At 42.6% G+C, this 24,796-nt stretch carries 15 protein-coding genes; all 15 read left to right on the top strand.

Going from position 1 to position 24,796, the window contains the following annotated elements:
- Nucleotides 1-36: 36 nt before the first annotated feature.
- The 15 genes from C727_RS0111545 to C727_RS0111470 all read left to right on the top strand — a co-directional run bounded on the left by C727_RS0111545 (nt 37) and on the right by C727_RS0111470 (nt 24,649).
- The gene (locus C727_RS0111545; protein WP_017445805.1) at nt 37-882 is read left to right on the top strand and encodes a hypothetical protein; all 846 of its coding nucleotides are present in this window, start codon (nt 37-39) and stop codon (nt 880-882) included.
- Nucleotides 879-3,632, top strand: coding sequence for a hypothetical protein (locus C727_RS0111540; RefSeq protein ID WP_017445804.1), 2,754 nt, complete (start codon nt 879-881; stop codon nt 3,630-3,632). The genes C727_RS0111545 and C727_RS0111540 overlap by 4 nt, the downstream gene beginning before the upstream one ends.
- Complete coding sequence (locus tag C727_RS0111535) at nt 3,632-3,916, top strand: hypothetical protein (protein WP_017445803.1); 285 nt, start codon at nt 3,632-3,634, stop codon at nt 3,914-3,916. The genes C727_RS0111540 and C727_RS0111535 overlap by 1 nt, the downstream gene beginning before the upstream one ends.
- A gap of 3 nt (nt 3,917-3,919) precedes the next feature.
- Nucleotides 3,920-4,765: a hypothetical protein gene (locus C727_RS0111530; RefSeq protein ID WP_155949226.1), complete on the top strand. Its 846-nt coding sequence runs from the start codon at nt 3,920-3,922 to the stop codon at nt 4,763-4,765.
- Nucleotides 4,762-5,130 carry a hypothetical protein gene (locus tag C727_RS0111525; RefSeq protein WP_017445801.1) on the top strand — a complete coding sequence of 123 codons (369 nt, stop codon included), beginning with the start codon at nt 4,762-4,764 and terminating at the stop codon, nt 5,128-5,130. Before C727_RS0111530 ends, C727_RS0111525 begins: the two co-directional genes overlap by 4 nt.
- 50 nt (nt 5,131-5,180) lie before the next feature.
- Nucleotides 5,181-5,621 carry a hypothetical protein gene (locus C727_RS0111520; protein ID WP_155949225.1) on the top strand — a complete coding sequence of 147 codons (441 nt, stop codon included), beginning with the start codon at nt 5,181-5,183 and terminating at the stop codon, nt 5,619-5,621.
- 415 nt (nt 5,622-6,036) lie between these two features.
- Nucleotides 6,037-7,170 carry a hypothetical protein gene (locus tag C727_RS0111510; protein WP_017445799.1) on the top strand — a complete coding sequence of 378 codons (1,134 nt, stop codon included), beginning with the start codon at nt 6,037-6,039 and terminating at the stop codon, nt 7,168-7,170.
- Nucleotides 7,171-7,172: 2 nt separating this feature from the next.
- Nucleotides 7,173-8,567 (top strand): hypothetical protein, encoded by a 1,395-nt coding sequence (locus C727_RS0111505; RefSeq protein WP_026052690.1) that lies wholly within the window; start codon nt 7,173-7,175, stop codon nt 8,565-8,567.
- 2 nt (nt 8,568-8,569) lie between these two features.
- The gene (locus C727_RS0111500) at nt 8,570-10,498 is read left to right on the top strand and encodes a phage tail tip fiber protein (protein ID WP_017445798.1); all 1,929 of its coding nucleotides are present in this window, start codon (nt 8,570-8,572) and stop codon (nt 10,496-10,498) included.
- 91 nt (nt 10,499-10,589) lie between these two features.
- Nucleotides 10,590-10,961 (top strand): hypothetical protein, encoded by a 372-nt coding sequence (locus tag C727_RS0111495; RefSeq protein ID WP_017445797.1) that lies wholly within the window; start codon nt 10,590-10,592, stop codon nt 10,959-10,961.
- Nucleotides 10,961-11,590, top strand: coding sequence for a hypothetical protein (locus tag C727_RS18435; protein WP_017445796.1), 630 nt, complete (start codon nt 10,961-10,963; stop codon nt 11,588-11,590). Before C727_RS0111495 ends, C727_RS18435 begins: the two co-directional genes overlap by 1 nt.
- Complete coding sequence (locus C727_RS0111485; protein ID WP_017445795.1) at nt 11,590-12,147, top strand: hypothetical protein; 558 nt, start codon at nt 11,590-11,592, stop codon at nt 12,145-12,147. The genes C727_RS18435 and C727_RS0111485 overlap by 1 nt, the downstream gene beginning before the upstream one ends.
- Before the next feature lie 4 nt (nt 12,148-12,151).
- A complete protein-coding gene (locus C727_RS0111480; RefSeq protein ID WP_017445794.1) occupies nt 12,152-12,391 on the top strand; it encodes a hypothetical protein in 240 nt (79 codons plus the stop codon).
- Complete coding sequence (locus C727_RS0111475; protein WP_017445793.1) at nt 12,391-13,710, top strand: hypothetical protein; 1,320 nt, start codon at nt 12,391-12,393, stop codon at nt 13,708-13,710. The genes C727_RS0111480 and C727_RS0111475 overlap by 1 nt, the downstream gene beginning before the upstream one ends.
- 22 nt (nt 13,711-13,732) lie before the next feature.
- Entirely contained in the window at nt 13,733-24,649 is a 10,917-nt protein-coding gene (locus C727_RS0111470; protein WP_017445792.1) for an LPD38 domain-containing protein, read from the top strand.
- The last annotated feature ends 147 nt before the right edge of the window (nt 24,650-24,796 follow it).

Genomic DNA, 24,796 nt, shown 5'->3' with positions numbered 1-24,796 from the left:
ATAGTTGTCGGTAATGACACGCACTGGAAATCAGCAATGGATCGCCCTAGTGCTGGTGATATATTCATAGCCTCGGGGCACTATGAGCTTTATGAAATATCAGAGGTTACAAGCGATACGGAAATTAAACTAGATCGTACTTTTACTGGGGATAACTCTAGCAACACCAATTATGCAATTATCCGACATGCTAGCGCATCAGACATTACTCATTTAAACCTTGCTCTATCTGCCCTGATCCAACGCAAAGACGAGTACATAAGCAAGTTTGACGATTTAATTTCAAGTGAAGATGACACATTCACATGGACGGATCGTTTTGGTGAAGAACACCAATTGGCAACCCTAAATAAATACAAAAATGATTTAGATGACTTGCTTAACGATATTCATAACATCGTGACAAGCAAGAGCGCTCAAGTATTAACCGATGCCGGTTTTGTGGACACTTTATATCATCTGCTAGTCACTGAAACCAACAGTATCCTTAGTAAAATCGGCTTAACCAACAAGATCACCGAAATACCAGAGCAAGGCAGCCCCATTTCCATTAAGCCTGACCAATCAAATTACTACGAGATAGTGCTAGGACTTTATACAGGCAACAACAACAGAACGCCAATATCGATAGACACGTCAACGCTTGAGCGAAATATTTTATATGAAGTCACACTGGTTTTAGAGCAAAGCCACACTGGGCTTGGGAAAGTAGACTTCTTAGATGATATAAAGTGGATCGCAGGCATGGCCCCAGTTTTGTCGTATGAAGCGGGCAGTCAAGACGTTGTAACGCTCATGGTGATAGTTAAATCCGACTCGTCAGGTTATGAAACAAGAATGATTCGAGGTTTTTACACTGGATGCTGGATTGAACCTGCATGATAAGACCACCTGTTTTTCCAGCAATAGCCAACGCTATATCTATGGTTAAAGGTCATTGCCGTTTTTTAGACAAAAACACCGGTGATACTGACAACCCAAAAACTGATTTTTATGTGATTAACAACCAAGGCGTGCTAGCCAATAACCGGCATTTTATTTCAGATACAAGAATGGAGTATCAGCCAAACGGAGACGCAACTACTGAAGGCCAATCAATTTTAATCCTTGGCTTTATTCACATGTACAAAGCTACGGGCCAAAAGTTCTATTTATATGAAGCTCAGAAGTATTGGCAAGCGTATGTAGATAAATTTTACACCGAGCCAGTGCCCAACACACCTAAACGATGGATTTGCAACTGGATTATAAATGGGAAAGAGCCCGTCTTAGCTAACTACCCTTTGAACCCAGGCGAGCCAACGCAAGGCGGCTTCAAAGGCATTGAATTTACTTTTTCCAATGGTCAAACAGTCATACCGCATGGTGCTCCCCACTATGGCGAATACTTAGATATTGCGACCTTTGCTTTTAAGGGGGCTTTGGCATGGGATGCTATAAACGCGAGCGTTAAGGAAGTCTTACCCGATGGCACGGTAAATTGGGACGGGGATGGGACTGAATACCCAGTTGATTGGATCATTGCATGGACTGGAAACAAGATTGATTCAGACGGAAACGTTGTTTCTACGGGCCACGCTGAAGCAGAAAAAGGCACAGTACAGTTAAAAGACACGTCTTTAAACGGTGTTTACAAACTAAATTATGCAACTCGAAATCCAGTTAGCGAGGGCGGGTATTTAATAGCGAGAAATGAACATCAACACAATCGCCCCTTACATGTGCCGTTATTAGGCGGCGCATCTCAGCGCGGTAATGCGGCCGATGCGGAATTGTGGTTTGCTGATTGTTGTTACATGTTACATCAGATCACAAACGATAGTATCTATCGAAAGGCCCTAGAGTCGGTGATGTTTACAATCAATGAATACACTCTGATTGACGCATTAGACCAATTTTTTAGGCGTAGTTTTATCGCTAACACACCTTGGACAGACGGCATTTCCTACGATTATAACTACCCTGATTTTGGCATTGAATTTAGTCGAGAGGACGGTTATATCAAAATTGAGTGTGACGGAGCTGGTGTTCATTATATGGAACAGCAGTCTATACGCTTTAGGATAAACACAGATAGCGTAATTAGAACAAACATTTACGGTAAAGACGTAAGCAACAACAGTCTGATTGTCTATGTTGAACTAATAATGAGCGACACCAAAGAGGGAACCGGAACCTATTATTATGCTGATATTCCAAACGTACCGACCGATGAAGTTGGCACATACGATATTCCGATCACGTCGTTCACACGCACCAAACGGGATGACGGAGAGCCATATTTAACAGCTGCAGCGCTTGGGTTTACTGAATATGGTAGCGTGACTTATCAAAAGCAATACGAAACCGATATTATTGAAATTGGTCGCAACGCCAATGCCATGGCCGCAACTTTGCCAGACGGTGACGCTGGTTTTATAGTTGGCTTTTGGAATACGACCACTGAACTAGCTCCACTCAATAGTATTGTGTATAAATCCGACGGTGAGTTCGACTTGCGGTTTGAAGATGCTGACGGATGGCGCTGGTACTGGATACTGCCGAATACAAACAATACTTGGTCACAGAGGACATTAAACTCAAGTAACCTAATATTTTCAGGCTACCAGCCAAATGCGGCAGGCAGACCAGATCCAGCAAGCCCAAATTACAGCGATCTTGATCAATTCACCATTTTGAATGAAGTCTATTCTGACACTAACCTGACTTTCACAATTTATTGCGTAAACGATATGCCGCCAAGATACAGCAAGGACGATGGCTACACACAGTATTACACGGTCGCTACGGAAGCCCAAGATGCGTTCACCTACTATTTAGGGGACTGCACAGTCATTGGCTTTAGAAATGATGGTTTGGCATATACCCCTGGGCTTATACCTTTTTCCAACGCATATATCGAAGGGTCCCATCAGTTTGGCGCTTGGCGTGGGCTACCTTATCCAGGGTATCAAGTTCCGCACTTATTTACGCTTGGATTAGTTGATGAAGAAGATCGGAAGCTGAACAACGTCATTGATTTTCTATATGACTCGCAGCAATGGTACTTCAATGAGTTTAATGTATTAGGCCCATCAGCACAGGCTTACATTTGGAACCGATGGGATAACGTGACATATGGCCCGCCAGATACTTTCGTCATGTACCACTTTGATAATCAAGAGGCATGGTCTGGATATGAACCGAGAGCCTTTAGCTGGGCTGCTCGATGTTGGCAAGAAATGGCTGCTCAAGGAAAGGTCATTCCGCAAAAGCTGATTGATTATTGCGAAAACTGGATGACGTTTTTAATTGATTTTTACGTCAATCATGAGGTTACACCTACCTATTTCCCTAAATCCGAAGCCCCTCAACCGGTGCAAGACGACTTCACCGGACACATGACGGGGCTATGGTTGTCCGGCGCTTGCTTATGCGCTTTGGCTGGATACAGGCACGATAAGTTAGATGCTTTTATCAATGGCTGCATGAAAGAGCTCACAGATAACTATGAACTTATAGATAAAGACAACCCAATGAACGGTAGCTGGTCGCCTTGGGCCGGCGGCGGCATGTTCTTTGGATTTTGGACCGGTGAAATATTAAAAGGGCTGGCTACTTTCATTCAATACAAAAGAGAGATAAAACGATAATGGCGACAAAAAGCGACGTAAAAATTGAGATTGGCGACTGGGTTAATATTAACACTCTATCGGGGATACCTGCAGGGACAAATTTTCGAATAACTAATAAAGGCGATCATCGAGTGGATATTTGCGAGGCCCCTGTGAAACCCAATCCCTTAGATAAAATAGGCGATCCAATAACCGACATTAACGGGCCTCTACCAATAATCTTCGTAGAAAATTACACAGACCCTATTTGGGTAAAAAACAAGGGCACCAAACCAGTCTATTTGTCAGTGCAAGAGTTATAAGCCGTGCCTATACATTACCCAGCATTAGACAGGAATATATACAAGACCCCGTTAGCAATAACGGTTGGCAAGTATTCTCTAAATCCGCCTTTCAATCCCCTTAGTTTGTTTGCAAACGGCGAGCAAGGTGCTTGGTATGACCCTAGTGATTTGAGTACTCTGTTCCAGGATACCGCAGGCACAATACCAGTTACGAGCAGTGGTGATCCAGTTGCGCTTATGCTAGATAAATCTGGCAACGGAAACAACGCATATCAGAATGTAAGCGCATCACGACCGACGTATAGAACGGATGGTACGTTGCATTGGTTAGATTTTGATGGTGTTGATGATTGCCTAGTAACAAATAGCATTAATTATGACTCAAGTGATCAAGCATTCATTTCTTCAGGGTTATTCAAACGGAGTGATTATAGTTCGGGCATTGTCTTTTACTCGGGTGACTATAATTCTGGAAGTGGCGTCAAGTTTTTTGGATTGTTAGCTCCATCATTTAGTGGGGGGAACTCATATAGATCCGTGTATGGCGGCGAAAGTGTTGCAGTGGCAGGGGAAGGTCGGTTCGCTGAGGCCCCAACCCACAATGTTCTGTCAATCACTGTCGACTCATCAGATCGGCACTTATCATTAAGATTAGATGGGCAACAGTCTTTCGCCAGCTTTACTCAAACCAATGTGGATTTTTTTGAAAACGGGCCAGGTTATATAGGGACAACACCTGAAGCTAATGTTTTTTTTGACGGCAGAATATACGGGTTAATTATTGCAAATAAGCGATATGCCAATACGCCTGATTTAATTGCAAAAACAGAGTCTCACTTAGCGCAGAAATCCGGAGTAACCTTATGACAACTCAATACACCCATCGTATCACATTAGCTGTGCCAGAAAGCCTGCTCGACGTTGCCAATCACTTAGCCTTACTCGCTGGTGAATCACCCTCAGATATTAACACGTTTACGAACCTAAGCTATCAAGATGAATCGGGTAATCTATATGCCGTTTGTTCGGCTGTTAGTAAACCGATCGTGCCTATGATGCTTGAGAATGGTTTGATGGTAGTTGAAAAAGAAGGTGTCGACATGACCAAAGCACAAGCCGCGCTAGATGAAATCCACGCTGGCAATATTAAACTAGCGGTAGACCTCCCACCGCTAGAGGCGTTTAAAACATGGGGGTTAGAAAAAATCCCCGACCTCGAAGAAACGATTTAGTTAAACAATAAACCCGCATTATCGCGGGTTTTTTTATGGGAGACAGGAAATTGAAAGACAACTTATTAGCGTTAGGTACTCTGCTTGGGTATCTACTGTGTGGTCTGGTTTTGGTTGGGGTTAATATTCCAATCCCACACCCTGAAATGATTATCAGTGCTTTGTTTTACGGTGATGTTCAACCTACCGTAATCACTCTGCCACCGTCTTTTTTGTTGCAATTGTATTTTGTCGGTTTGTTTATTGGGGCCTTTACTAGCGGAAATCTAGGTTCATATTGCCAGCAAGTCTTATATCAGTGGGATATAATGATCGCTTCTATTTGTCATGGCACCAAATTTAGAAGCATATCAGGGATAGTTGGCCAAAGGTCCGCTGAAAACCAACTCAGATACAAGGCTGTTGAAAAAGTGATAAATACTTTGTTTCACTGGGAGCATGATCATTGCCAAAGAACCTACCATTGGGAGCGCTCTAAGGGGCTGGTCTAATGCGTATAGCCATAGAAACATTTCGAGGGATGGTACCGAAGCCAGACCCCCGCCTTTTGCCTGTCGAAGTAGCTAATTTAGCTATAAATTGCCGTTTCGACCGAGGCCAACTAGAGCCTTACAAAGAACCGTTTATATCTCAACCAATGCCGATACCCAATGTAAAGACACTCTTTCGCTATCAAGGTAATTTCTGGTTTGTTTGGGATTCAGAAGTAGATATAGCGCCTAGTCCTATCGACCAAGACGTTTATGCGAGAGTTTATTTCACTGGCACAGACGCACCGAGGGTAACATACAACACTGTTGCTACAACGTTCATTTCAGAAATAAAGCAGTCTGATGCGTGCCCACCATTTGTCCCTAACAACTTTACACTTTCAGCTAGCGTTTTAGCTGAGCTTGGAGCATAACAATGGCATTAGATACGAGTAAATTTTTGGCAGGTAACGGGAGCGAGATAGCCCCTTTTATTATAGATTCGGTGGATGGGTTTATCGAAGTATTCAGGCATGACTCTGACTCGGAGAGCATTTTAGGTTACAAATATTTTGAGCTTGTGACTGATATTGACTTGTCAGTCATGGAGAGCTTTAGATTAAATGGCTCAGGGATGAAAGGCGCTCATTTTAATGGAAACGGGCATTCCGTTATTTTCCCTATGCTAACGGGAAGTAGCACATTGGGTTGGGATTTGCAAAGCATCAGAAATATCCACTTCCACCTTAATGGAAATTACGATAGAACAATATTCGGCTTAACAACATTACACGGAGCTACTGTTAGTGCAGTATATCTAACCGGTTATTTAAACCATTGGCGTAGCACTTCATCTAATTACAATTACTTTTTTAGTCGATATAAAAACCAAGTTGTCAATTCACTTGTAAATTTAAAAATTGATGAATACTGGCCTACACCGATGCTAGAGGGTGGCACAGGTCTTGATTATATAAACAGTTACTTTATTGAAGGCTCGACCGTAAAGGTCAATAACGGTGGCAATAATGCAATGATCTCGGAAGATGCAGCATTTTTGGCCTCAAGCTACCCAGCACTTGATCCAGACGATTGGGTGTTACAAGATGGTGCTTTACCCCAACTCAAGGTAAAGCCGTATAGCGGAAAGCCAATTACCCGCATAGCAGGCACGACAAAGCTAAACGGAACACCAGCCAGCAGGCGCGTAACCATCACCGATTCAAATGGTGGTCGTATTTCACGCTCTATGAGCGACCCTGAAACAGGCAGATTTGAAGTGCAAACTAGCCCATTTAAAAATGGTGTTACAGTGATAGTTGATGATGACATTGGGTATGAAATCCAACCTAATAAGACATACTCAGTCGGTGACAAAATCTATCATTCAGAATATTCCGGTATATTTTACGAATGCACTAATGCCGGCGATTCACCCGAAACACTACCGGTGCCTAGTGAGTATCCAGAAAGTGGTTTTTTAACTATCGGCACTGCAACTTTCAAAGCTAAAGCAGTCAATAAGCCCCAAATATTCAGCCCCGTTAGGCCTGAAATTATTTTGGAGTAAATATGAGCTATAACTACCTATATAATCCTGACGGGGGTGATATTGTGTCGGATTCAGATCCGATTGATAAAGTCATCACTGGGTGCATTGAGTTCAGCGGAGAATCCGCACTTAACTTACAAGTCTTTGCAGTGAATGACACAAGCTTCAAACTTGGGGTGCCAGCTCCAATTGGTAAGCCCGTGGTTAGCAACTTACCCACCGAGCAAGATGACGAGGGGTTTGCAAACGACCAGACTATATTTTATACGTACACATACGTTACCGAAGTTGGTGAAGAGGGGCAGCCTAGTCCGCTTAGTGACGAGGTGACTATTTACGATCCGGTTAATGACACTGTTGATATTACTTTCCCAAATATTATTCCTGAGGGATATAACATCACCCACATACGCCTATACCGGAGTGCCACAACTGCGATTGATGCTAATTACTTTCATGTGGCAGATATACCTATTGCAGCCAAGGATACACCTTACACAGATTCCGCTAGCGATGAAGAATTAGGCGGCACACTGGTATCAAGTACGTACGACATGCCACCTACCGATATGAAAGGGATTGTCTCAATTCCAAATGGTATATTAGCTGGGTTTTCAGGTAATTCAGTATGTTTTAGCGAGGCGTTCCAGCCTCACGCATGGCCTTTTGGCTATCGTCAGACAACTGAACATGACATTGTAGGCCTAGCGGTGTTTGGTAATTCGTTATTCGTAGCCACTGAGGGTAAGCCCTACGTATTTACTGGTACTTCCCCTGACTCAATGACCGGGCAAAAGTTGGAAATCAATCAAGCATGCGTATCAAAAGCGTCAATTGTTGATATGGGTGAGTACGTTATTTATGCAAGCTCTGAGGGCTTGGTATCTGTATCTAGTAACAGCGTACAGATTTTAACTAAAGATATAGCGCGCAAAGACCAGTGGAAAAAATACCAACCAGAAACCATTCGGGCCTATCAAGTTGAGGGTAAGTATATTGCTTTTTATGGTGGCACTGCCGGTTTTATTTTTGAGCCATCGGACGGTTCATTTGTTGAAGTAGATTTCTATGCGGATGCCGGTTTTAACGTTTTAAAAGATGACATGTTGTACTTAGTTGCAAATGATTCAGTTCATGTTTGGGATGCCGGAACTTCGGGCCAAACATTTATATGGAAAAAAAGGTTCGAGTTAAATAATAGAGTATCGCCGTCAGTTGTTCGAATGGAAACAGAAGGGCCGGGTGACATCACTTTTAGGTTGTATTCGGAAAATGGTTTAGTTTGCGAAATAACCAACCCAATGAACGAAGCGTTTAGACTCCCAAGAGTGCGTAGTCAATATTTCGAAATTGAGCTCACTGGTACCAAAGTCGTTCGCCGTTTAGTTTTAGCCAGCGCATTCTCAGAGGTTTAACGATGGCAAGAAACCCTAAAGCTTTTTCCGGTATACCTAGGGGGAATGACAAGCAAGCACTATCAGCTTTAGTTCAGAACGTTGAGACTTTTATGGGTTCGCGTGGGAGCGGATTAGACCGAGCAGTCACTCTGCGTGAACTTGTTGATTTGAATATCGCCTCAGTCCGAATTGGTAAAGGCAAAGTCGTCGGGATTTCAGAGCCAGAGAAAGGAGGGGAAAGTTCATCGGCTGTACCGACTAAACCGACTGGTTTTGCTGCGACGGGAGCGTGGTCCAATATTATTTTAACATGGGATGCGAACACCAATAAGCACTTTGCTTATACGGAAGTTTGGAGAAGTACTTCTGATAATTTTGGCTCAGCTACGCTAATCGACCGAAGTGCTTCAGCTATATACGCCGATGGTGTGGGTGTAAACCGTGAATATTATTATTGGATTCGGCACGTTAATTCCAATGGCAAGGTGAGCGCGTTAAATGATACTGCAGGCGCGTATGCAAAAACAGCAGTGGATGTTGATGCTGTGTTGAATGAGCTTGGTGGTCAGATAAATAATAGCCATTTGGCCATATCACTTCGGGATAGCATTCAACTGATTGCAGATATTGATAACCTAAACTTGCCGCCTGATTCGGTTCTATCCCAAAAAATAGAGGGGATTGTTAGCCGGTTTGAATTGGAGTCGTTAGGCAATACGCAGGCACTTGCCGCACTGGACGATCAAGGGGAAAGATTACTCTTTAATGAAGCGTCAATAAAAGAAACACAGAGGGCAATTGCCAATGGCGAGCAAGCACAAGCTATTATAAATCAGCAATTAAACGCCAAAACCCAAGAAGCAGAAAGCAGTATTACCAACTTGATTGAGGTTTTAGCGAGTGACAAGGATACAATTGGCTCGATAGCGCGTGCAATTAGTCAATATACTGTCAGCAATCCAGAAGGCGGCAGTGCAACTTTAGAGCAATTAGCACAAGTCGCATATAGCAAGGGCGAAAATGCTGAAGATTTATTCACCGCACAATGGGGTGTAAAAACACAAATAGCCGATCTTATTGGTGGCGTAGGTTTTTATAATGATGGAAACCAGACGCAATTTATTGTTTCAGCCGATACATTTTCGATAATTGATCCTCGCGATGATTCAGCAAAGCCGCTGCTTAGTGTCAAAAAAAACGATCCAGATTTTGAGGACGGTGTTTACCTATCCAACGTGTTTATTGATACGCTCGCAGTTGAAAAAATAATAGCCGAAACCGTCGTTGCTGACGAGTTTGTAAGTAGAACAAGTACAAATGTAGAAATCACTGGCGGATCCATCAATGTAAACGATAAATTTACTGTCGATTCGTTGGGTAATGTACTAGCTAAGTCATTGACGGTAAGAGACGCTAATGGCGATACGATATTTAGTTCTGGTCTTGGCATATCGGTTACTCATATTAAGGATTTATTAGCAGATGAATTGATCGCAGCTCGTATTTATGCCGAGCGTATCGAGGGGGATACAAACCAGGTTATTCCATTTTTTATAGATAACTCAGTTCAAACGGCTGTCAGTCTGTATAAGCTAATGGAATTTGATGTGGATGCGAGTATTGTCGACAGGGTATTGGTATTTCCCAAATTAAAAGTTGAGCACGTATCTGGCCCCGATGGCAAGCTTGTATTTGAAGTTTTTGTCTATGATAGAGTGTCTAATACCGTGATTGCAACGACTGGCGGCGGTGATGTTATATACCCGATGCAAGGTGAAATTTACTTAGACGAAGTATCAGTAGATGTACCTAAAAACACAGACGTTAAAGTTGAGTTGCACATTGATAACTTTGACCAAATGACGTTTAAAGTACCACAGCAAAAGCAGCATTTACTATTGACAAAAAAAGCCACCAGTTGGGTATCAAATTTAACCATTTTTGATTAACTAGCGCTACCCCCGAATTTGAGGTAGTATTTTCCTATATTGAGATAAAAGCCCCTCGCAGAAATGCAGGGGCTTTTTGCGTTTAGGGACCATGAAATTTAAAAACTTCTATACAGCTCTTGCAAAAGCATACCGTCATGACCTTAAAAGTATAAATCGCGTTATCGCGATGGTAAATCAACCCGGCGTAAACGTCATAGACGAGCCTGCATACTTCGCTATCTATCATCCAACATTCGATTACGACGGCCGACTGGGTTTGTTTATCGAATTCGCAGCGTCGAACGGCTGTGCATTCATAGATGGCATTAATTACTTCGAGCATCTTGCGCGGTCTGGGGATGGCCGGTTCGTAAAATTCAAAACTAGAAGAGCAGGGGTTTTAAGGGCTGCAAAACGCCTTGGCTTCGAGGTTCAATCGAGACATAAAAACGTGTTTGTTTTAACTAAAGAGGTAGATTAATGGGCGGCGGTGATACTGAAATCGACGAAACACCAGAGCAAAAGGCGATGGCTCAAGTGGCAATGAACAAATGGAATGACTATCAAAAAATTTATAAGCCTGCTGAAAACAGTTTTATGGAAAAGGTAGATCGAATCGGTAGCGATAAGCAATTCCAGCAAGCCACAGATCAGGCATCAGTTTCTATTAATAATAGTTTTTCTTCTGCCATTCAAAGTGCCAGCAAAAATATGATGGCGGGAGGTATTAACCCTAGCAGCGGGAAATATCAAGCGACTCAGAATGATATGAGTCAGGCACAAGCAGACGCGTATACCGATACAAAAGCCCGAGTTAATGCCACTCAAAATGAGCGTTATATTGGTGGGTTAAAAGCGATATCGGCGATGGGGACCGGAAAAGAGGCAGAAGTCATTGCTGGAATGGGAGATGTTGCAGCGAGTTCAGCACAATATGCTCAAAATAGTGCCATCAATCAGGCTCACAATAATCAAATGGTTGGGGAGGCAGCTGGTGCAGCATTAGGTGGCGCTTTGGCTTACGGTTTTTCTAATAAGCCGGAAAAAATTAAGGGAGCTAATGCCGCTGATTACAGTGATGAAATAATGTCCTCTTGGAGTGATAAGTAATGGGATATCCCACATCAAGCTATCGCGCCCAACCAAACCCCGAGGATTACTATGATCCGAATGGTAGCGGTATAAAAAATTTTATTGGTCAGCATCAGTACCAGCAATCTCTAGATAACTTCAGAGTTTCAAACGGCACCTATACACCTAAAACAATAGATTCGAACGATGATAAGTATGCATCAAAAACTCAAGCCGAATTGGTAAAAGCCGAGTATGCAGATTATGTTAATCGGTACCAACCGTACGAAAAACAATTACTCGGTTTAGCAAATGGAACTGAGTTATTAGACAAGCAGTTATCTCGCATATCAGCTAGTGCAAAAAAATCACAGTCCAGTCGCGCTATGTCACAGGCGCTTAGGAATAGCCGCTTGGGTGTATCGACTGGCGTTTTGCAATCCCAATCTCAGCAACGACAGAACCAATTAGCAAGCGGTTTAGCGCTTGCACAAGCGAAAAACAATACACGAGTGGCAACGAGCGATTTACAAGATTCTATCTTAACTGGCAGCTCAGGCCGATCAGTTTTGACAAGCAATTTCTCAGGAGTTTAAACACATGAGTTACGGTATTTTGAGCCGCGGTGTCCAAACGCGAAATCAAGCACTTGGCTTAATGTCGAATAGTGCCCGTCAGGAAACACAACGGAATATGCAAAACGATCAATTAAAGCGTGCCGAGAAAACAGAAAAGGTGAGTGGCACCATAGGGGGTGCTACAACAGGGGCAATGGTGGGGGGCCCTGTTGGGGCGGTCGTCGGTGCTGTAGCTGGATATGCATTAACGGAGTTGTTCTAATGGCTGGTGTTATTCAAGGTTTACAGACAGGGTATCAAATTGGCTTAAATATAATTGATCGTCAAAAGCGTGATGAAGAAATGGAATATCAGCGCAAACGGCAAGAGACAATCGACAATCAAAACAGTGCTTTGTATGGTGCACAAATGGACCGGCACAATGTATACATGGATAACGCCGATTACCAAAAACAAAAGAGGGCAGTTGCAGATGAAAGAGCAAGTGCTTTGTATGACCTTCAAACGAAAAATCAAAATTCAGCGTTGGCTTTAAAAGAATTTCAGCTTAGTGAAGCTCAAAAACAAGCAAAAAATAAAGAAGCAGCAGACAAGTGGAAATATATTTTTTCCGGTTTTATGGACCCATCATCGGGGCAGATTAACCAAAACTTGGATCCCCATGCAAAGAAAAAGTTAGGCGATGATTTTTCGTCTTTTTTAAAAAACTACGGTGATTTGCCTGCTTATAGTTTCTTACATAAACCAGAAGCAGTAGACATCGCAATACACGATTTATCATCGGGTGTTATGCCAAACGTTTCCGTTATAAATCAAGTTTATGGTGGACTGGCAAGAAAGTCTGTGGGCGAGCCAGCAAGAGATTATGGAACGATTGCGGGCAATGAAATAACAAAAGTCTCTTTAACTAAAGGCGGAGAAGCAATTAAGCTTCATATGCGCACATACCGTGAAGACGGATCCTACTACGATTCAATGGTGAACAACGGACGTAATTCAAAGCCTGGTACTGGGGTGATGGAAATACCGATAGATAAGGTTTATGAAGATTTATATGCAAAGAAGAACGCCGCCGAAGTTGCCAAAGCGGCCGAGCGAAGTGTTATGGCATACAATAAAGCTAACCCTAGTAGAACAAGGACTGAAAGCGCACTAGGTGCGAAAGACGTATATTCAGCAATCAATGATATTGATAGTCAAATAAATGAGCTTATAACGTACAGCGAAGCGATGCCAGATCCAGAGCGAAAAGCTCAGATAGAAAACCGAATTGCTGAACTGTCTTACAGAAAAGATACTTTGCTCAAACAAGCCGGTCAAACCCCATTCAACGAACACCAAGAACAACAAACATTAAACCTAGCCAAATCGTGGGCAAGTGATAATCCCGATAAAATTGGATTTTTAGAACTAGCAATGCAGCAAGGCCGCAACCTATCGCCCGAAGCGCTTGAGGCATCCTATCAAAACTATATCAATTCAATTACTCGAGAGCAGAAAAGCCAAAAAGCAGCCGAAAAGATACGGCAAGCCAGAAACCAAACAACTGGTTTGGGCACTTCTTACCCAATGACATATTAAGCCACTTACTAGCGAGATTAAAATGCCGATAAATAAAGACTTAGCTACTCAAGCATTTGATGAGACTGAGAGTCAAATCCAGCGCAGAAAAGAGCTGGAAGCAGATAAAAACACTAGCTATGGCGGTGATATGGTTGATGCGTTCCAGATGGGGGCGTTGCAAGCGGCAGGCGGCTTGGCTAACCTTGTTGATGACGATTGGGGGAAAAGCCTAAATGATTGGGCAAACGAACAGCGTTTAACGATGACTGACGAAAGTCAAAAAGCCCTACAAGGTGAAACTCTGAAAGATATGGGTTTACGTGGCGTTGGATTACATACAGCCAGTGCTATAGGCCAATTAGGCGCTACTTTACCGGCTGGTGGATTAGTCGGTAAGGTTGGTGTGAAAGCCCTATCTAAGCTTGGGGCAATAAAAAAGGGCACTGATGGAGTTGGTTATGCTAACAAAGCAAGCGAGATAACAGCAAAAGGAACTCAGGTCGGCTCAATGGGTTTGGTTGGTGGTGGTTCTGCTACTGGTATGTCTGGCAATGCCGGTAGAGAACGAGTTTTAAACACTGATATTGAAACACTCGCCAATTCAGAGGCATTTCAAGCCATATTCAATGAGGTTGATATAGATCCAGAATACAGATCCTTACCAGATCACACCAAGCTTGAGATAGCCAAGCGGGAGCTAGCAGACGTTGTTGATAAAGAGCTTGTAACAGATCCGACCTTATGGGCCGTAAATGTAGGTATGTCTGCCGTTGGTGATTCAATCATAGGTAACATACTAAAAGGCCAAACCCGAAACATAGGCAAAAACTTTGCGACCGGTTTTGCAGCTGAGGCTCCAACGGAGGCCATTCAGGGCGGTGTCGATCATTATGTAAGCCAAAGCACAATGCGAGATTATGTTGACAAGACCATTGACCCAACAGAGGGACTGGCTAACGCAATGATAACCGAGGGTGTGATCGGTGGGCTGGCGGGTGGTGGTATTAAATCCAGCACTGGATTATTCAATAAGCCAAATGCTGCAAATGGTGATTCTGTTGATATGTTGGATGAAGACAACAGTGAGTCAGCTACGGCTAGCGGGGAATTATCCCAAGAGCAAATAAATAACATTAACAATGATCTTTCAAATAAAGATTTTGATATACAAATCTACGCAAGAAACCAAGGCGTAAATAGTCGATATGCTTTATCTGGTTTAGGCGATGACCTGGCAAACAACAATATTAGACCGAACAATGTACCAGCCGTTATAGATGCTGTGGAATTAGCCGGTCAAGATGGCGGTGACTTTCCTCGCCGAGATATAAGCACGATTGATGGCGAGAGCGCAACTGGATTTGGAGTAGCACCATATGTTTATGACGGGGAATACATCGAGTCTGACACGCCAACTCAATACGCCAGCGAACGTTCAGGGCTGTTAGGTCGAGGCTTTGAAATAAATGATGCCGAATACTATGAACAACAAGGTTTACCAGACAAAACTACCGGTGTTATTTACGGTCAAGATGAACGACCAATGCAACAGGCCCAAGAAAACGCTGATCGCATTCGCCAAAAACCGTTAGCGATAGAAGATAAAAACATAGTATTTTCCGAAAATGGCCTAAAATGGGTAGGTAGATCTGATGGAACCCCACACAAGACACTCAAAGCATTAAAGATCACTAAGCCTTATCGTGACGCAGTCAAAGCGGGATTCAATCCGATTATAGAAAAGACTCGCGGCGGTTATTTATGGGCTATGAATGGGGGAGATTCAAGTGATACCAATTTACCAGATACCAATAGAAATTCAGGAATTAAACAAGGCTGGTTGGATAACAACCGAGGAAATGGAAACCATGTACCTACTGTACGAGAGCCTAAACAGCCAGCCAAGGGGCTTTCTATTCCCAAAAGAAACACAAGCGCTGGCACAGAAAATCTATCTTTGGGAAGTCGATCATCAGGAAATGATAAAGAATTAACAATCGATGATGCAGAATTAACCAGTAATGACAATATAACTGGAATAAAAACAAGTTTAGCGTCAGTTAATGAGCTATCTTTATCTGATGATATACCACAGTTTAAATCTGGCTCTGATTCTGAAGGAGTGGTTGAGCCATTAACTGGTGAGTTTGATCCTATTGGTATGTCACCTATCCAAGTGTGGGTAAGAAACGATGGGAGCAAGGAAATTATAACGGGCCGCCATCGCTTTGATTTAGCGAAGCGGAGCGGTGTAAAACACATACCAGCACAGTATCACTATGAGGATCGAGGCTTCACGGCCGAAGATGGGAAGCGCCTTGATGCTATATTAAACATTCGAGAAGATAAAGGTCAGGTAGAAGATTATGTCGAATTATTCAGACAAGACAACGTTACAGAATCAGAAGCCAAGCGATACGGCTTACTCGACCGATCAATCGGGCGAAGAGCCTACACAATCGCAAATAGTGCGACTACTGAGACAATTGAAGCGCAGAGGTCAGGAAGAATTAGCGCAGCAGCAGCGGAAACAATAGCGCAAGCCGCACCAAACGATGATCGACTTCAAACTCTTGGTGTAAAGGCTGTAGCGGACGATCAGCGTTCTATCACGTTTGCTAAAAATTTAATCCAAGCTGTTTCGACGTTAAAGCGTGAAACGGGATCTAATCCCGAAATGGATGATTTATTTGGCTTTGACGGTTCAGGCATACGTGAAGCTGAGGAAATGGCCAAAGTAGCTTCTGGTAAGCAAAGAGAAGCGAAAAAACGTCTAAACACCATTCGCGGCGCAGCTAAAAACCCTAAAGTTGCCAAAGAAGAGGGTATTGATATTAAAGATGCGGAGGCTTTAAAAGCTCGCATCAATGAATTATCAGACACAGCCAAAGCTTGGGACAAATGGCATACAAACCCCGATCTGGTTTCTCAAATAAAAACCGAGATGAACGGCAGTGAGCAAGCCAGAACCCAAGAAACTTCTGCCGTCACTGATGACGGCGCAACAACAGATAGTGAGCAAAACAATTCATTATTTCGGGAAGAAAGTTTACCGCCTAAGCAGGAAAAACCAAGTAAGTTAGATAAAGCTGAAGAAGCGTTAAATAAACAGCTCCAAGGTTTATTTGGTGAACTGAAAGAAGCGTTCAATGAACAGAAAGGCACCTTAAACTCGGGGATAGATCCCAAAATTGCGTTCATTGTTTCGAAAATTGGGGCCGTGCTAGCTGCAAAAGGTGTTGTTAAGTTTGCTCAATGGGCTAAACAACTTGCCAAGTTATCGAAACTAAATGGTATTCAGCACGAGCAAATAAAACCTTACCTCAAGTCATCTTATGGTGCGATCACAAGCGATCCTGAGCGGTATGGTCTAAGCTATGATGTCGCTGACAATATGGATCTACCTAGCCAGGTTAGATCTCAAGATATTGATAAAATTTTGGAGAATAATAATGTATCAACTGCCGGCAAAAACCTGGAACAAAATAGCCCAGGCCGACATCAAGGATCTGAGCATAAAAACAATGATGATGTTCAATCAAACGGAACTGAACCAAATTCTAGACGAACAGAGCCGACGCTTAAGAAAGTATTACGATCCGACAGTGAGCTTGGCGTATCAGCAGATGATGGTACCTTATCGAGAGCGCGAGGCTCTGACGACATTCTTAACGAAAGAGGGAATGTTACGGGAGCTCCAAATTCTGGCAGTGCCCGAAAATCTAGACGAGGCAATCGCGATAATGATACTGGAACACAGACTCAACGAGAGCCAACAGCAGCAGTTGAGGGAGTTACTAACAGCCTAATTTTAAACACTAAAAAGTCGGCCCAAAGAGCAACTAAACTAACCAAATGGGGGGATTCAAAAGATATAAAGTCGAGTGTGCCGATACTGATGCCGGCACAAGCTGACGATGTAGCGCTGATCGAGAGTCGATTCTTCGGCAAATCTAACCCAGGCGTTGGATTTCAAAATACCAATGGCACAGGAACAGGTAAAACATTTGTTGGCTTGGGACTTATCAAACGTTTTAGCCAAAATGATAAAAATAATTCATTAGTATTGGTCCCCAATGATGGCATTGCTCAGCAATGGGTTAAAGCGGCGAAAGAGTTTTTTGATTTAGATATATATTTGATTGGCCAAGCCGGCTTACCTAAAACAAAAGACCCAGGTAAAGGAATAACGATTGCGACATATGCAACACTTGGAAATAACAATGCTCTAATCAAAGATCGAGAAAAGTTTGAGTTAATCGTTGCCGACGAATCTCAAAACTTGATGGGGAACCAACAAGCGAAGGAAACCAATGCCTTAAAACAGCTTCGCGCTATTACTAATCATGAGCGGGGTACTTATACGAGAGCACGAGCGGTGCTCAGCGATAAAATTGACGCTTTAAATGCTCGGATAGATAAGAAGTATAGCGAATTGCTACCTATGCGGGACAATGCGCAGGCAGCGAAAGATGAAGCTAGGGAATATTATTCAAAAGAGTTAACGGCTTTAGAGTCTGAGATACGGGCACTTGGTGAGAAGTTTTCTAAGCAGGGGCAATTTGATACAAAGGTATTGTTCTTATCCGCTACGCCGTGGCCCTATGCTAAGAACCTAGATTATTCGGAAGGGTATTTGTTTAAGTATACCGATTTCGGAGATAAGCACGATGGCGGTTATGACAACGCATTTCATGGGCATAATGCATTTTATATTCAGAATTTTGGCTATCGCTGGCGATATCATAAGTTAAACAAGCCTGGACCGGACGTTGATGAGAGTTTAATGGAGCGAACTTTTAATCAAAATATGAAAGATAAAGGGGTCGTTGGCGGGCGTACTTTAGAGGTTGATGCTGACTACCGGCGTGATTTTATCAAAGTGGAAACGGCCGCAGGCGAGAAACTTGATGATTTGATTGAAAAGTGGCGTGACCATGAACAAACGAAAGATGGTAGTGAATACCCTGAGCGCCCTTATTCTGATTTGGCTGATGAACTTAACCGTGCTTTTGATTACACAAGCAAAATAAAATTAACTGAGGCAATTAAAGCAGAAGAAGCAGCAAGCCGGGCACTTGATCACATTGCAATGGGCCGCAAAGTCGTTTTATTCCATTCTTACAACGTAGGCGGTTCTTTTAACCCGATTGAAAAAGTACGTCAAGCCAAACCGGATTTGATGGCACGATTTGATGCTGAATTTCCAGGTATGAGTGAGATCGATTTTGGCTACCTGAAACGCCCACTTGACGTGTTTGCTGATGCATTTGGCGATCAAGTCAGATTTTATAATGGGACGGTTTCAGACAAAGAGCGTAAGTTAGCAAAAGATTTATTCAATGAGGATGATAGCGGCGTTAATGTTATTGTCGTCCAACAAGAAGCTGGTGAAGCTGGGATTAGTTTGCATGATGTGACCGGTAAACATCAACGGGTATTAATCAATATCGGGATGCCGGTTAAGCCGACACAGTTTATTCAGATCGAAGGACGAACATATCGTGTTGGTGTGAAAACCAATGCGCATTTTGAAAATTTGACGACCGGTACCGCTTTTGAACGCAGTGTCTTTGCAAATAAAATTGCTGGGCGAGCGAGTACCGCTGAAAACCTAGCAATGGGCGAATTTGCCCGAAGTTTAAAAGAGAATATCAGTGAAGGTTATCTTGATGCCTCATATAAACCAGCCCAAATAAAAATAGGCATTGGCGGCAAAGCCAAAGATAAACCATCGATTATTGATGAATGGGACAAAGCGATTTCCCTATATTACAGCAACCTTAAGCGCACCAGCAGTACCAAAAGTGCGGAGGGGACGGATTATTTTGCTACACCAGAGCCGTTAGGTAAAAAGATGGTTGAATGGTTACAAGCTATTCCAGGTCATCGGTTATTAGAGCCTAGCGTGGGCCATGCGGCGATTGGGCGGTGGTTTCCTGGCACAACGCGTAATAGAGCAACAGAAAAGAGTTTTAAATTAACATCGCTCGCTCAAATGAATTTCCCTGGTGAAGTAGATAATATCGCCTTTGAAGATTTAAACACGATAAACAAATTCGATGGCGTTGTTATGAATCCACCATTCGGTAGAGGTGGAAAACTAGCGTATGACCATATCACAAAAGCACTCAAGCATTTAGTGAATGGCGGTAGAGTTGTCTCGCTTGTACCAGATGGCCCTTCAGCAAATAAGCGATTAAATACACTATTGGAAGACGATAAATTTGAGAATATTTATCAAGCGGCTGAGATTGATCTACCGGCTGGAGTATTTGAGCGTGCGGGAACCGGCGTAAAAACTAAAATCATCGTTCTGGATAGGTTCGATAACCCTGATGATGCACCAACCACTCAATACGTGAATTTTAGCGGTGTCAAAGATGTTAAGCATTTGTTTGAGCGTATAAAAGACGTCGAAATTAAAGAGCGTAAACGACCGACCATAGACCAAGTCGACGCCAGTATATATATGGATACCGAAAGCCCTGTTAGTAAAAACAGAAAAGGGGAAGATCAATTTAAAATTGAGCTTTATGGTTACTTACCGGCCGAAGTTAAAAAAATTATTGATACTGAAGCAATCGAGGTCTTTGGAGCAAGACCTAGCCGTGATGAGAAAATCTATTATGTTGATCATCCCGAGGCGCGAGGCGACCTTGCGCAATTTATTGGTCGGACGATTGAAGAAGCAAAAGAGTCGGGGATTGAATTTAATTTTAAGCCGCCGATAAAGAAAACGAAAATTGAAGGTGAGCAGAGCAATAAGCACTTTTCTTTTTCAGGCGAGAAATACACCACCAAAAAGGGCAAAGAGTTTTTCGTCAGCGAGATGAGAAATCGACAAGACTACGATAGTTACAAAGCTTTGCAAGAGCTTGCCAAAGAATATCGTGGTTGGTCCCGAGGTCAAAAGTTTATGTTTGCGACCGAAGATGATTTAACTCAGTTCAATGCCTATGCAAAAAAATTCTTAGAAACTAAAACCAAATTTAATCTTGAAACTAATACACGGCCTAAGGGCGTTAATTTAAAAGCCGCCAAAATTGCTTTAAATAGGTTCATCACCAAATATGCAGGGCTATCAGATATCAACGTTGTTGTAACAGATGAAAGCCAAGACAAGTATTTTGAAGGCGTTCCCCAGCTGATTAAAGGCGCGTTTACAGCAGATACAAACACAATGTATCTGTTCGTGCAAAACCACGACAGCATGGACGATCTACGTGCGACTATCCAGGAAGAGCTTATCGTTCATAAAGGCTTGGATGGTTTAACCGGGGCAAAGCGTGACGAAATATTATTGGCCATTCACGATACCAGAAAGTCAAAATCAAAAAGTATCACAGAGCTATGGGCGGAAGTTGATCGACTTTACGATGGTTATCCACTGGATATACGTGCCGAAGAATTTTTAGCAAAAATCGCTCATAAAAAATTAAATGTTATAGATAAATATTTTAATAAGCTGCTTTCGTTGGTTCATAAAGCGCTTGTCAAAATGGGCTTAGCCACCAATCGTATGACAAGAGCTGATATGCGCCTTGTTGTATATCGCATAGGGAATGGGTTAAAAGCTAATCGCTCGGATAACAGTAGCGGTAAACCTATAAAGTTCAACCTATCAGATGGTTCGAAACCGTTAAACCTGAAAAACCAATCTGCAAGCTCCAACCCAATAAAAAAACATAACATTCTATTTAATCGTTCTGAAAAAGAAATTAAAGTAAAAGGCGTTACGGAAAGTGAAGCTAAAGCAGAGTTCACTAAATTTAATGCAGAATTTAAAGGGCTAGATGATGAAGGATTCGAACAGTTTATTACCAGTAAAAAACCAAGTGAACTCTTTGGACCAGAAATCGCAGCAGACGATAACTTCATTAAAGGGGCATTCGATAAAAACACCAATAGGTTATTCGTCTTCGCTTCGAATCACCAAAGCATCGAGGACCTTAGAAGAACCTTGCGAGAAGAACTCCTTATTCACAAAGGTCTTGGGGTATTTTCGGAAAAAGAAATAAGCGAATTACTTTATCGGATTAATTCAACACGCGACAGTAAAGATGAGAATATTCAGAAGATATGGGAGGACGTTAACAGAAACTATGCGGATAAAGGTCCTATAGTTCAAGCTGAAGAATTTCTTGGCAAAGTATCACAGAAAAAAATTCATATACCAGCAAAATATTGGGATCGCATCATCTCTGCATTCCAAAAACTGCTACGTAAGTTTGGTCTAGTAAAAGACCAAATCACTATGGCTGAAATGCGGGTCGTGGTTTCTCAGATAAGCGCAAAGCTACAAAGCGGTAAAAAAGCTACCAACTACAAATACGATGCTGAAAAAGCGGTTGATAGCGACGGAACCCGTTTCAATCGAGCAGACGTGTTAAGCGATGCTTTAGATAAGTTAGGGCTCGGTGAAGCTGAAGTAACAAGCTTACTCGATCGGGTTAAAGAAAAATGGTCATCCTTTAGTTTTAGCAACGCCAAAGAGCGTGCCAAGGAAGGTGTTTTCGACAGCTTGTACGGCATAAAAAAAGCCGAGGATGCTGTAGGAATTAAAACAGAAGACTCTGGTTATGTATCAGCCCGCCTTGCGACTGGTATTGGTGACACCATGAATGCTGTTATGTTTTATGGTGCTCCAGTTTGGAAAAATGGCGTTGTGGCCAGAAAAGAGGGAACGAAAGGCCTTTTAGAAGTTCTAGGGATGCTGGATCAAAAGCAACTGAATCATTGGTTAGCCTGGATGGCTGGCAATCGCGCTGACAAATTAATGGAAGAGGGGCGCGAAAACAACCTAACCCAAGCTGAAATAGACGAATTGAAAGCACTAAACAAAGGAAATGAGGCGTTATTTAACCAAGTTAAAGCTGAGTACAACAAAATTAATTCTGCTACGCTAGATTTAGCTGAGGAAGCCGGTCTAATCGCTCCGGATGTTAGAAAAAACTATGACGAAGAGTGGTATGTCCCATTTTTCCGTGAATCTGAAGAAGGTGATTTGGATGCCGTTTTATCTGGACCACTACCCCGCAGCGGAATCGCAAACCAGTCGGGCAACATTCAAGCACTTAGAGGTGGCGAGCAGGCGACCAAAGATATTTTGAGTAATATTTTACAGCGTCAAGCGACCCTGATTGAAGCATCAATGAAAAATAAAGCCATGCGGGAAGTTGCCGAGAATTTAAATGGCACTGAGTTTATGCAAGAGGTTGCTTTAGATAAGTTTCAAAAAGATGCCGAACGTAAAGCTCGTAGACAAGGTCGGTCTGAGTTTGTGGAAGTAAGAAACAATGGTAGCGATACTTGGTACAGAATATCCGATCCAGCTCTGATGCGAGCACTAATGCAACTTAATATCAAGCGCACAGACAATCCATTAATGAAGCTTAGTCGTGCTGCCAAGCGCTTTTTGACAACTGGTGTAACGCTATCACCAGATTTTATTGTCCGGAACTTTATTAGAGATTCGGTACATGGATGGATGATAAACAAAGATGAATTTAAGTTTGGTAAAGACTCATACATTGGCATGAAACAAACTTGGGCCAAAGATGAATCTACATTGGACTTGATGTTCGCAGGTGCTAGTTTTCAGGGTGGATATGTTCATGCAAACGATCCAGAGCAAGCTGCTCAGCAAATACGCAGAGCGCTACGCAAAAAAGGCTTATCCAAGAGCGAGATTGATAATTACCTGGGCACAATACCTAAAAACATGGGTGAGTTCTTTGAGAAGTATCGCAGTTTTTCGGATGCAATGGAAAATGCGAATCGAGCATCAACTTATCGCCGTGCTAAAGAAGCCGGCAAAAGCGATAAAGTTGCAGCATTTGAAGCGAAAGATTTCATGGATTTCAGCTTGCAGGGTAACTTCAAAGCAATGCAGTTTTTTGTAGACGTATTGCCGTTTTTTAATGCTCGAATGCAGGGTCTTTATAAACTATATCGGGCTGGTAAGGCACAAGGTGACGATAAATTACTGAAAGTTTTTAGTAAAGAATTGGCGATGAAAGGGAGTAAGGTGGCCGCATTTAGCCTAGGTTTAATGCTCTTGAACATGGATGACGAACGGTATGAAGAACTGCCTGATTGGGACAAAGACGCTAATTGGCATTTCTTTTTGGGCGATACCCATATTCGACTACCTAAGCCTTTTGAACTTGGGATTGTATTCGGCACTGTACCTGAACGAATGTTTAACTTTGCAGTTGGCAAGCAAAACGGTGAAGATGTGAAGCGTTCAGCTGTTCACGCTTTGGTCACGACGATGGCGATAAACCCAATTCCGCAGTTAATTTTACCTGGCGTCGAAAGCTATATGAATTATCAAATATTCGGCGGGCGGCCTATTGAAGGGTTTGGTGATCAATTTAAAAGGCCTCAAGACAGATACAGTAACTACACAACGGAAACAGCTAAAGCAATGGGAGAATTGTTTGGCTACAGCCCCAAGAAAATTGAGCACTTAGTTCAAGGCTACGCCGGAACTTTGGGTATGTATGTGCTGGGTGCTTCGGACATGCTGGCTAACAGTGTCGCTGTTCTGACTGGTAATGGAGAGTTCAAAGTCAATGAGCTAGATGATATCCGTTTTGTCCGGAGCTTCATAAAGCATGGTGAGGTTGGCTCTAGCTATTATCGTGAACGCTTTTATGAGCTATTAAAGGACGTCAACGCTGCAAATAATCAGTATAAAACTGCCTTGCAAGAGCGTGACGTAGAAGCAGCAAAGGATATATTGGAAGATAATAAGCATAACTTTAAATTCAGAGCTCGGGTTAATAAAGCCCATGCTCAAATGAATAAACTCAGTCAGCAGATTAACCTACTGCATAAAGCAAAATGGATGCCCTTGAAGCAGCGAGAGAAAGAAATTGATAAATTAAGTAAAATGCGCAACGCTCTTGCCAAGAAAGTGATTATAGAGCATCGTTATTCGGACGAATGAAAGGGCAAGAGACCCTCTATTGTCGCCCGGTAATAAAGTTTCATCCATGTTTACTTTCTCTCAAATAAAACTGACAGATGATGACAGTTCTAGCAGCTACAAAAAATGCAAAAAAATTTGCATTTTTTTCTTAAGATCATAGCTGTG

Source organism: Gayadomonas joobiniege G7 (assembly GCF_000300815.1).
In the GTDB taxonomy this organism is placed as follows: Bacteria; Pseudomonadota; Gammaproteobacteria; order Enterobacterales; family Alteromonadaceae; genus Catenovulum; species Catenovulum joobiniege.
This window is presented reverse-complemented; position numbering and strand designations above follow the sequence as displayed.

Coding starts and splice junctions, on each gene's coding strand:
- C727_RS18435 (WP_017445796.1), top strand. CDS start 10,961: ATGGGCGGCGGTGATACTGAAATCGACGAAACACCAGAGCAAAAGGCG.
- C727_RS0111510 (WP_017445799.1), top strand. CDS start 6,037: ATGGCATTAGATACGAGTAAATTTTTGGCAGGTAACGGGAGCGAGATA.
- C727_RS0111505 (WP_026052690.1), top strand. CDS start 7,173: ATGAGCTATAACTACCTATATAATCCTGACGGGGGTGATATTGTGTCG.
- C727_RS0111495 (WP_017445797.1), top strand. CDS start 10,590: ATGAAATTTAAAAACTTCTATACAGCTCTTGCAAAAGCATACCGTCAT.
- C727_RS0111480 (WP_017445794.1), top strand. CDS start 12,152: ATGAGTTACGGTATTTTGAGCCGCGGTGTCCAAACGCGAAATCAAGCA.
- C727_RS0111500 (WP_017445798.1), top strand. CDS start 8,570: ATGGCAAGAAACCCTAAAGCTTTTTCCGGTATACCTAGGGGGAATGAC.
- C727_RS0111470 (WP_017445792.1), top strand. CDS start 13,733: ATGCCGATAAATAAAGACTTAGCTACTCAAGCATTTGATGAGACTGAG.
- C727_RS0111540 (WP_017445804.1), top strand. CDS start 879: ATGATAAGACCACCTGTTTTTCCAGCAATAGCCAACGCTATATCTATG.
- C727_RS0111475 (WP_017445793.1), top strand. CDS start 12,391: ATGGCTGGTGTTATTCAAGGTTTACAGACAGGGTATCAAATTGGCTTA.
- C727_RS0111535 (WP_017445803.1), top strand. CDS start 3,632: ATGGCGACAAAAAGCGACGTAAAAATTGAGATTGGCGACTGGGTTAAT.
- C727_RS0111525 (WP_017445801.1), top strand. CDS start 4,762: ATGACAACTCAATACACCCATCGTATCACATTAGCTGTGCCAGAAAGC.
- C727_RS0111485 (WP_017445795.1), top strand. CDS start 11,590: ATGGGATATCCCACATCAAGCTATCGCGCCCAACCAAACCCCGAGGAT.
- C727_RS0111545 (WP_017445805.1), top strand. CDS start 37: ATGGATCGCCCTAGTGCTGGTGATATATTCATAGCCTCGGGGCACTAT.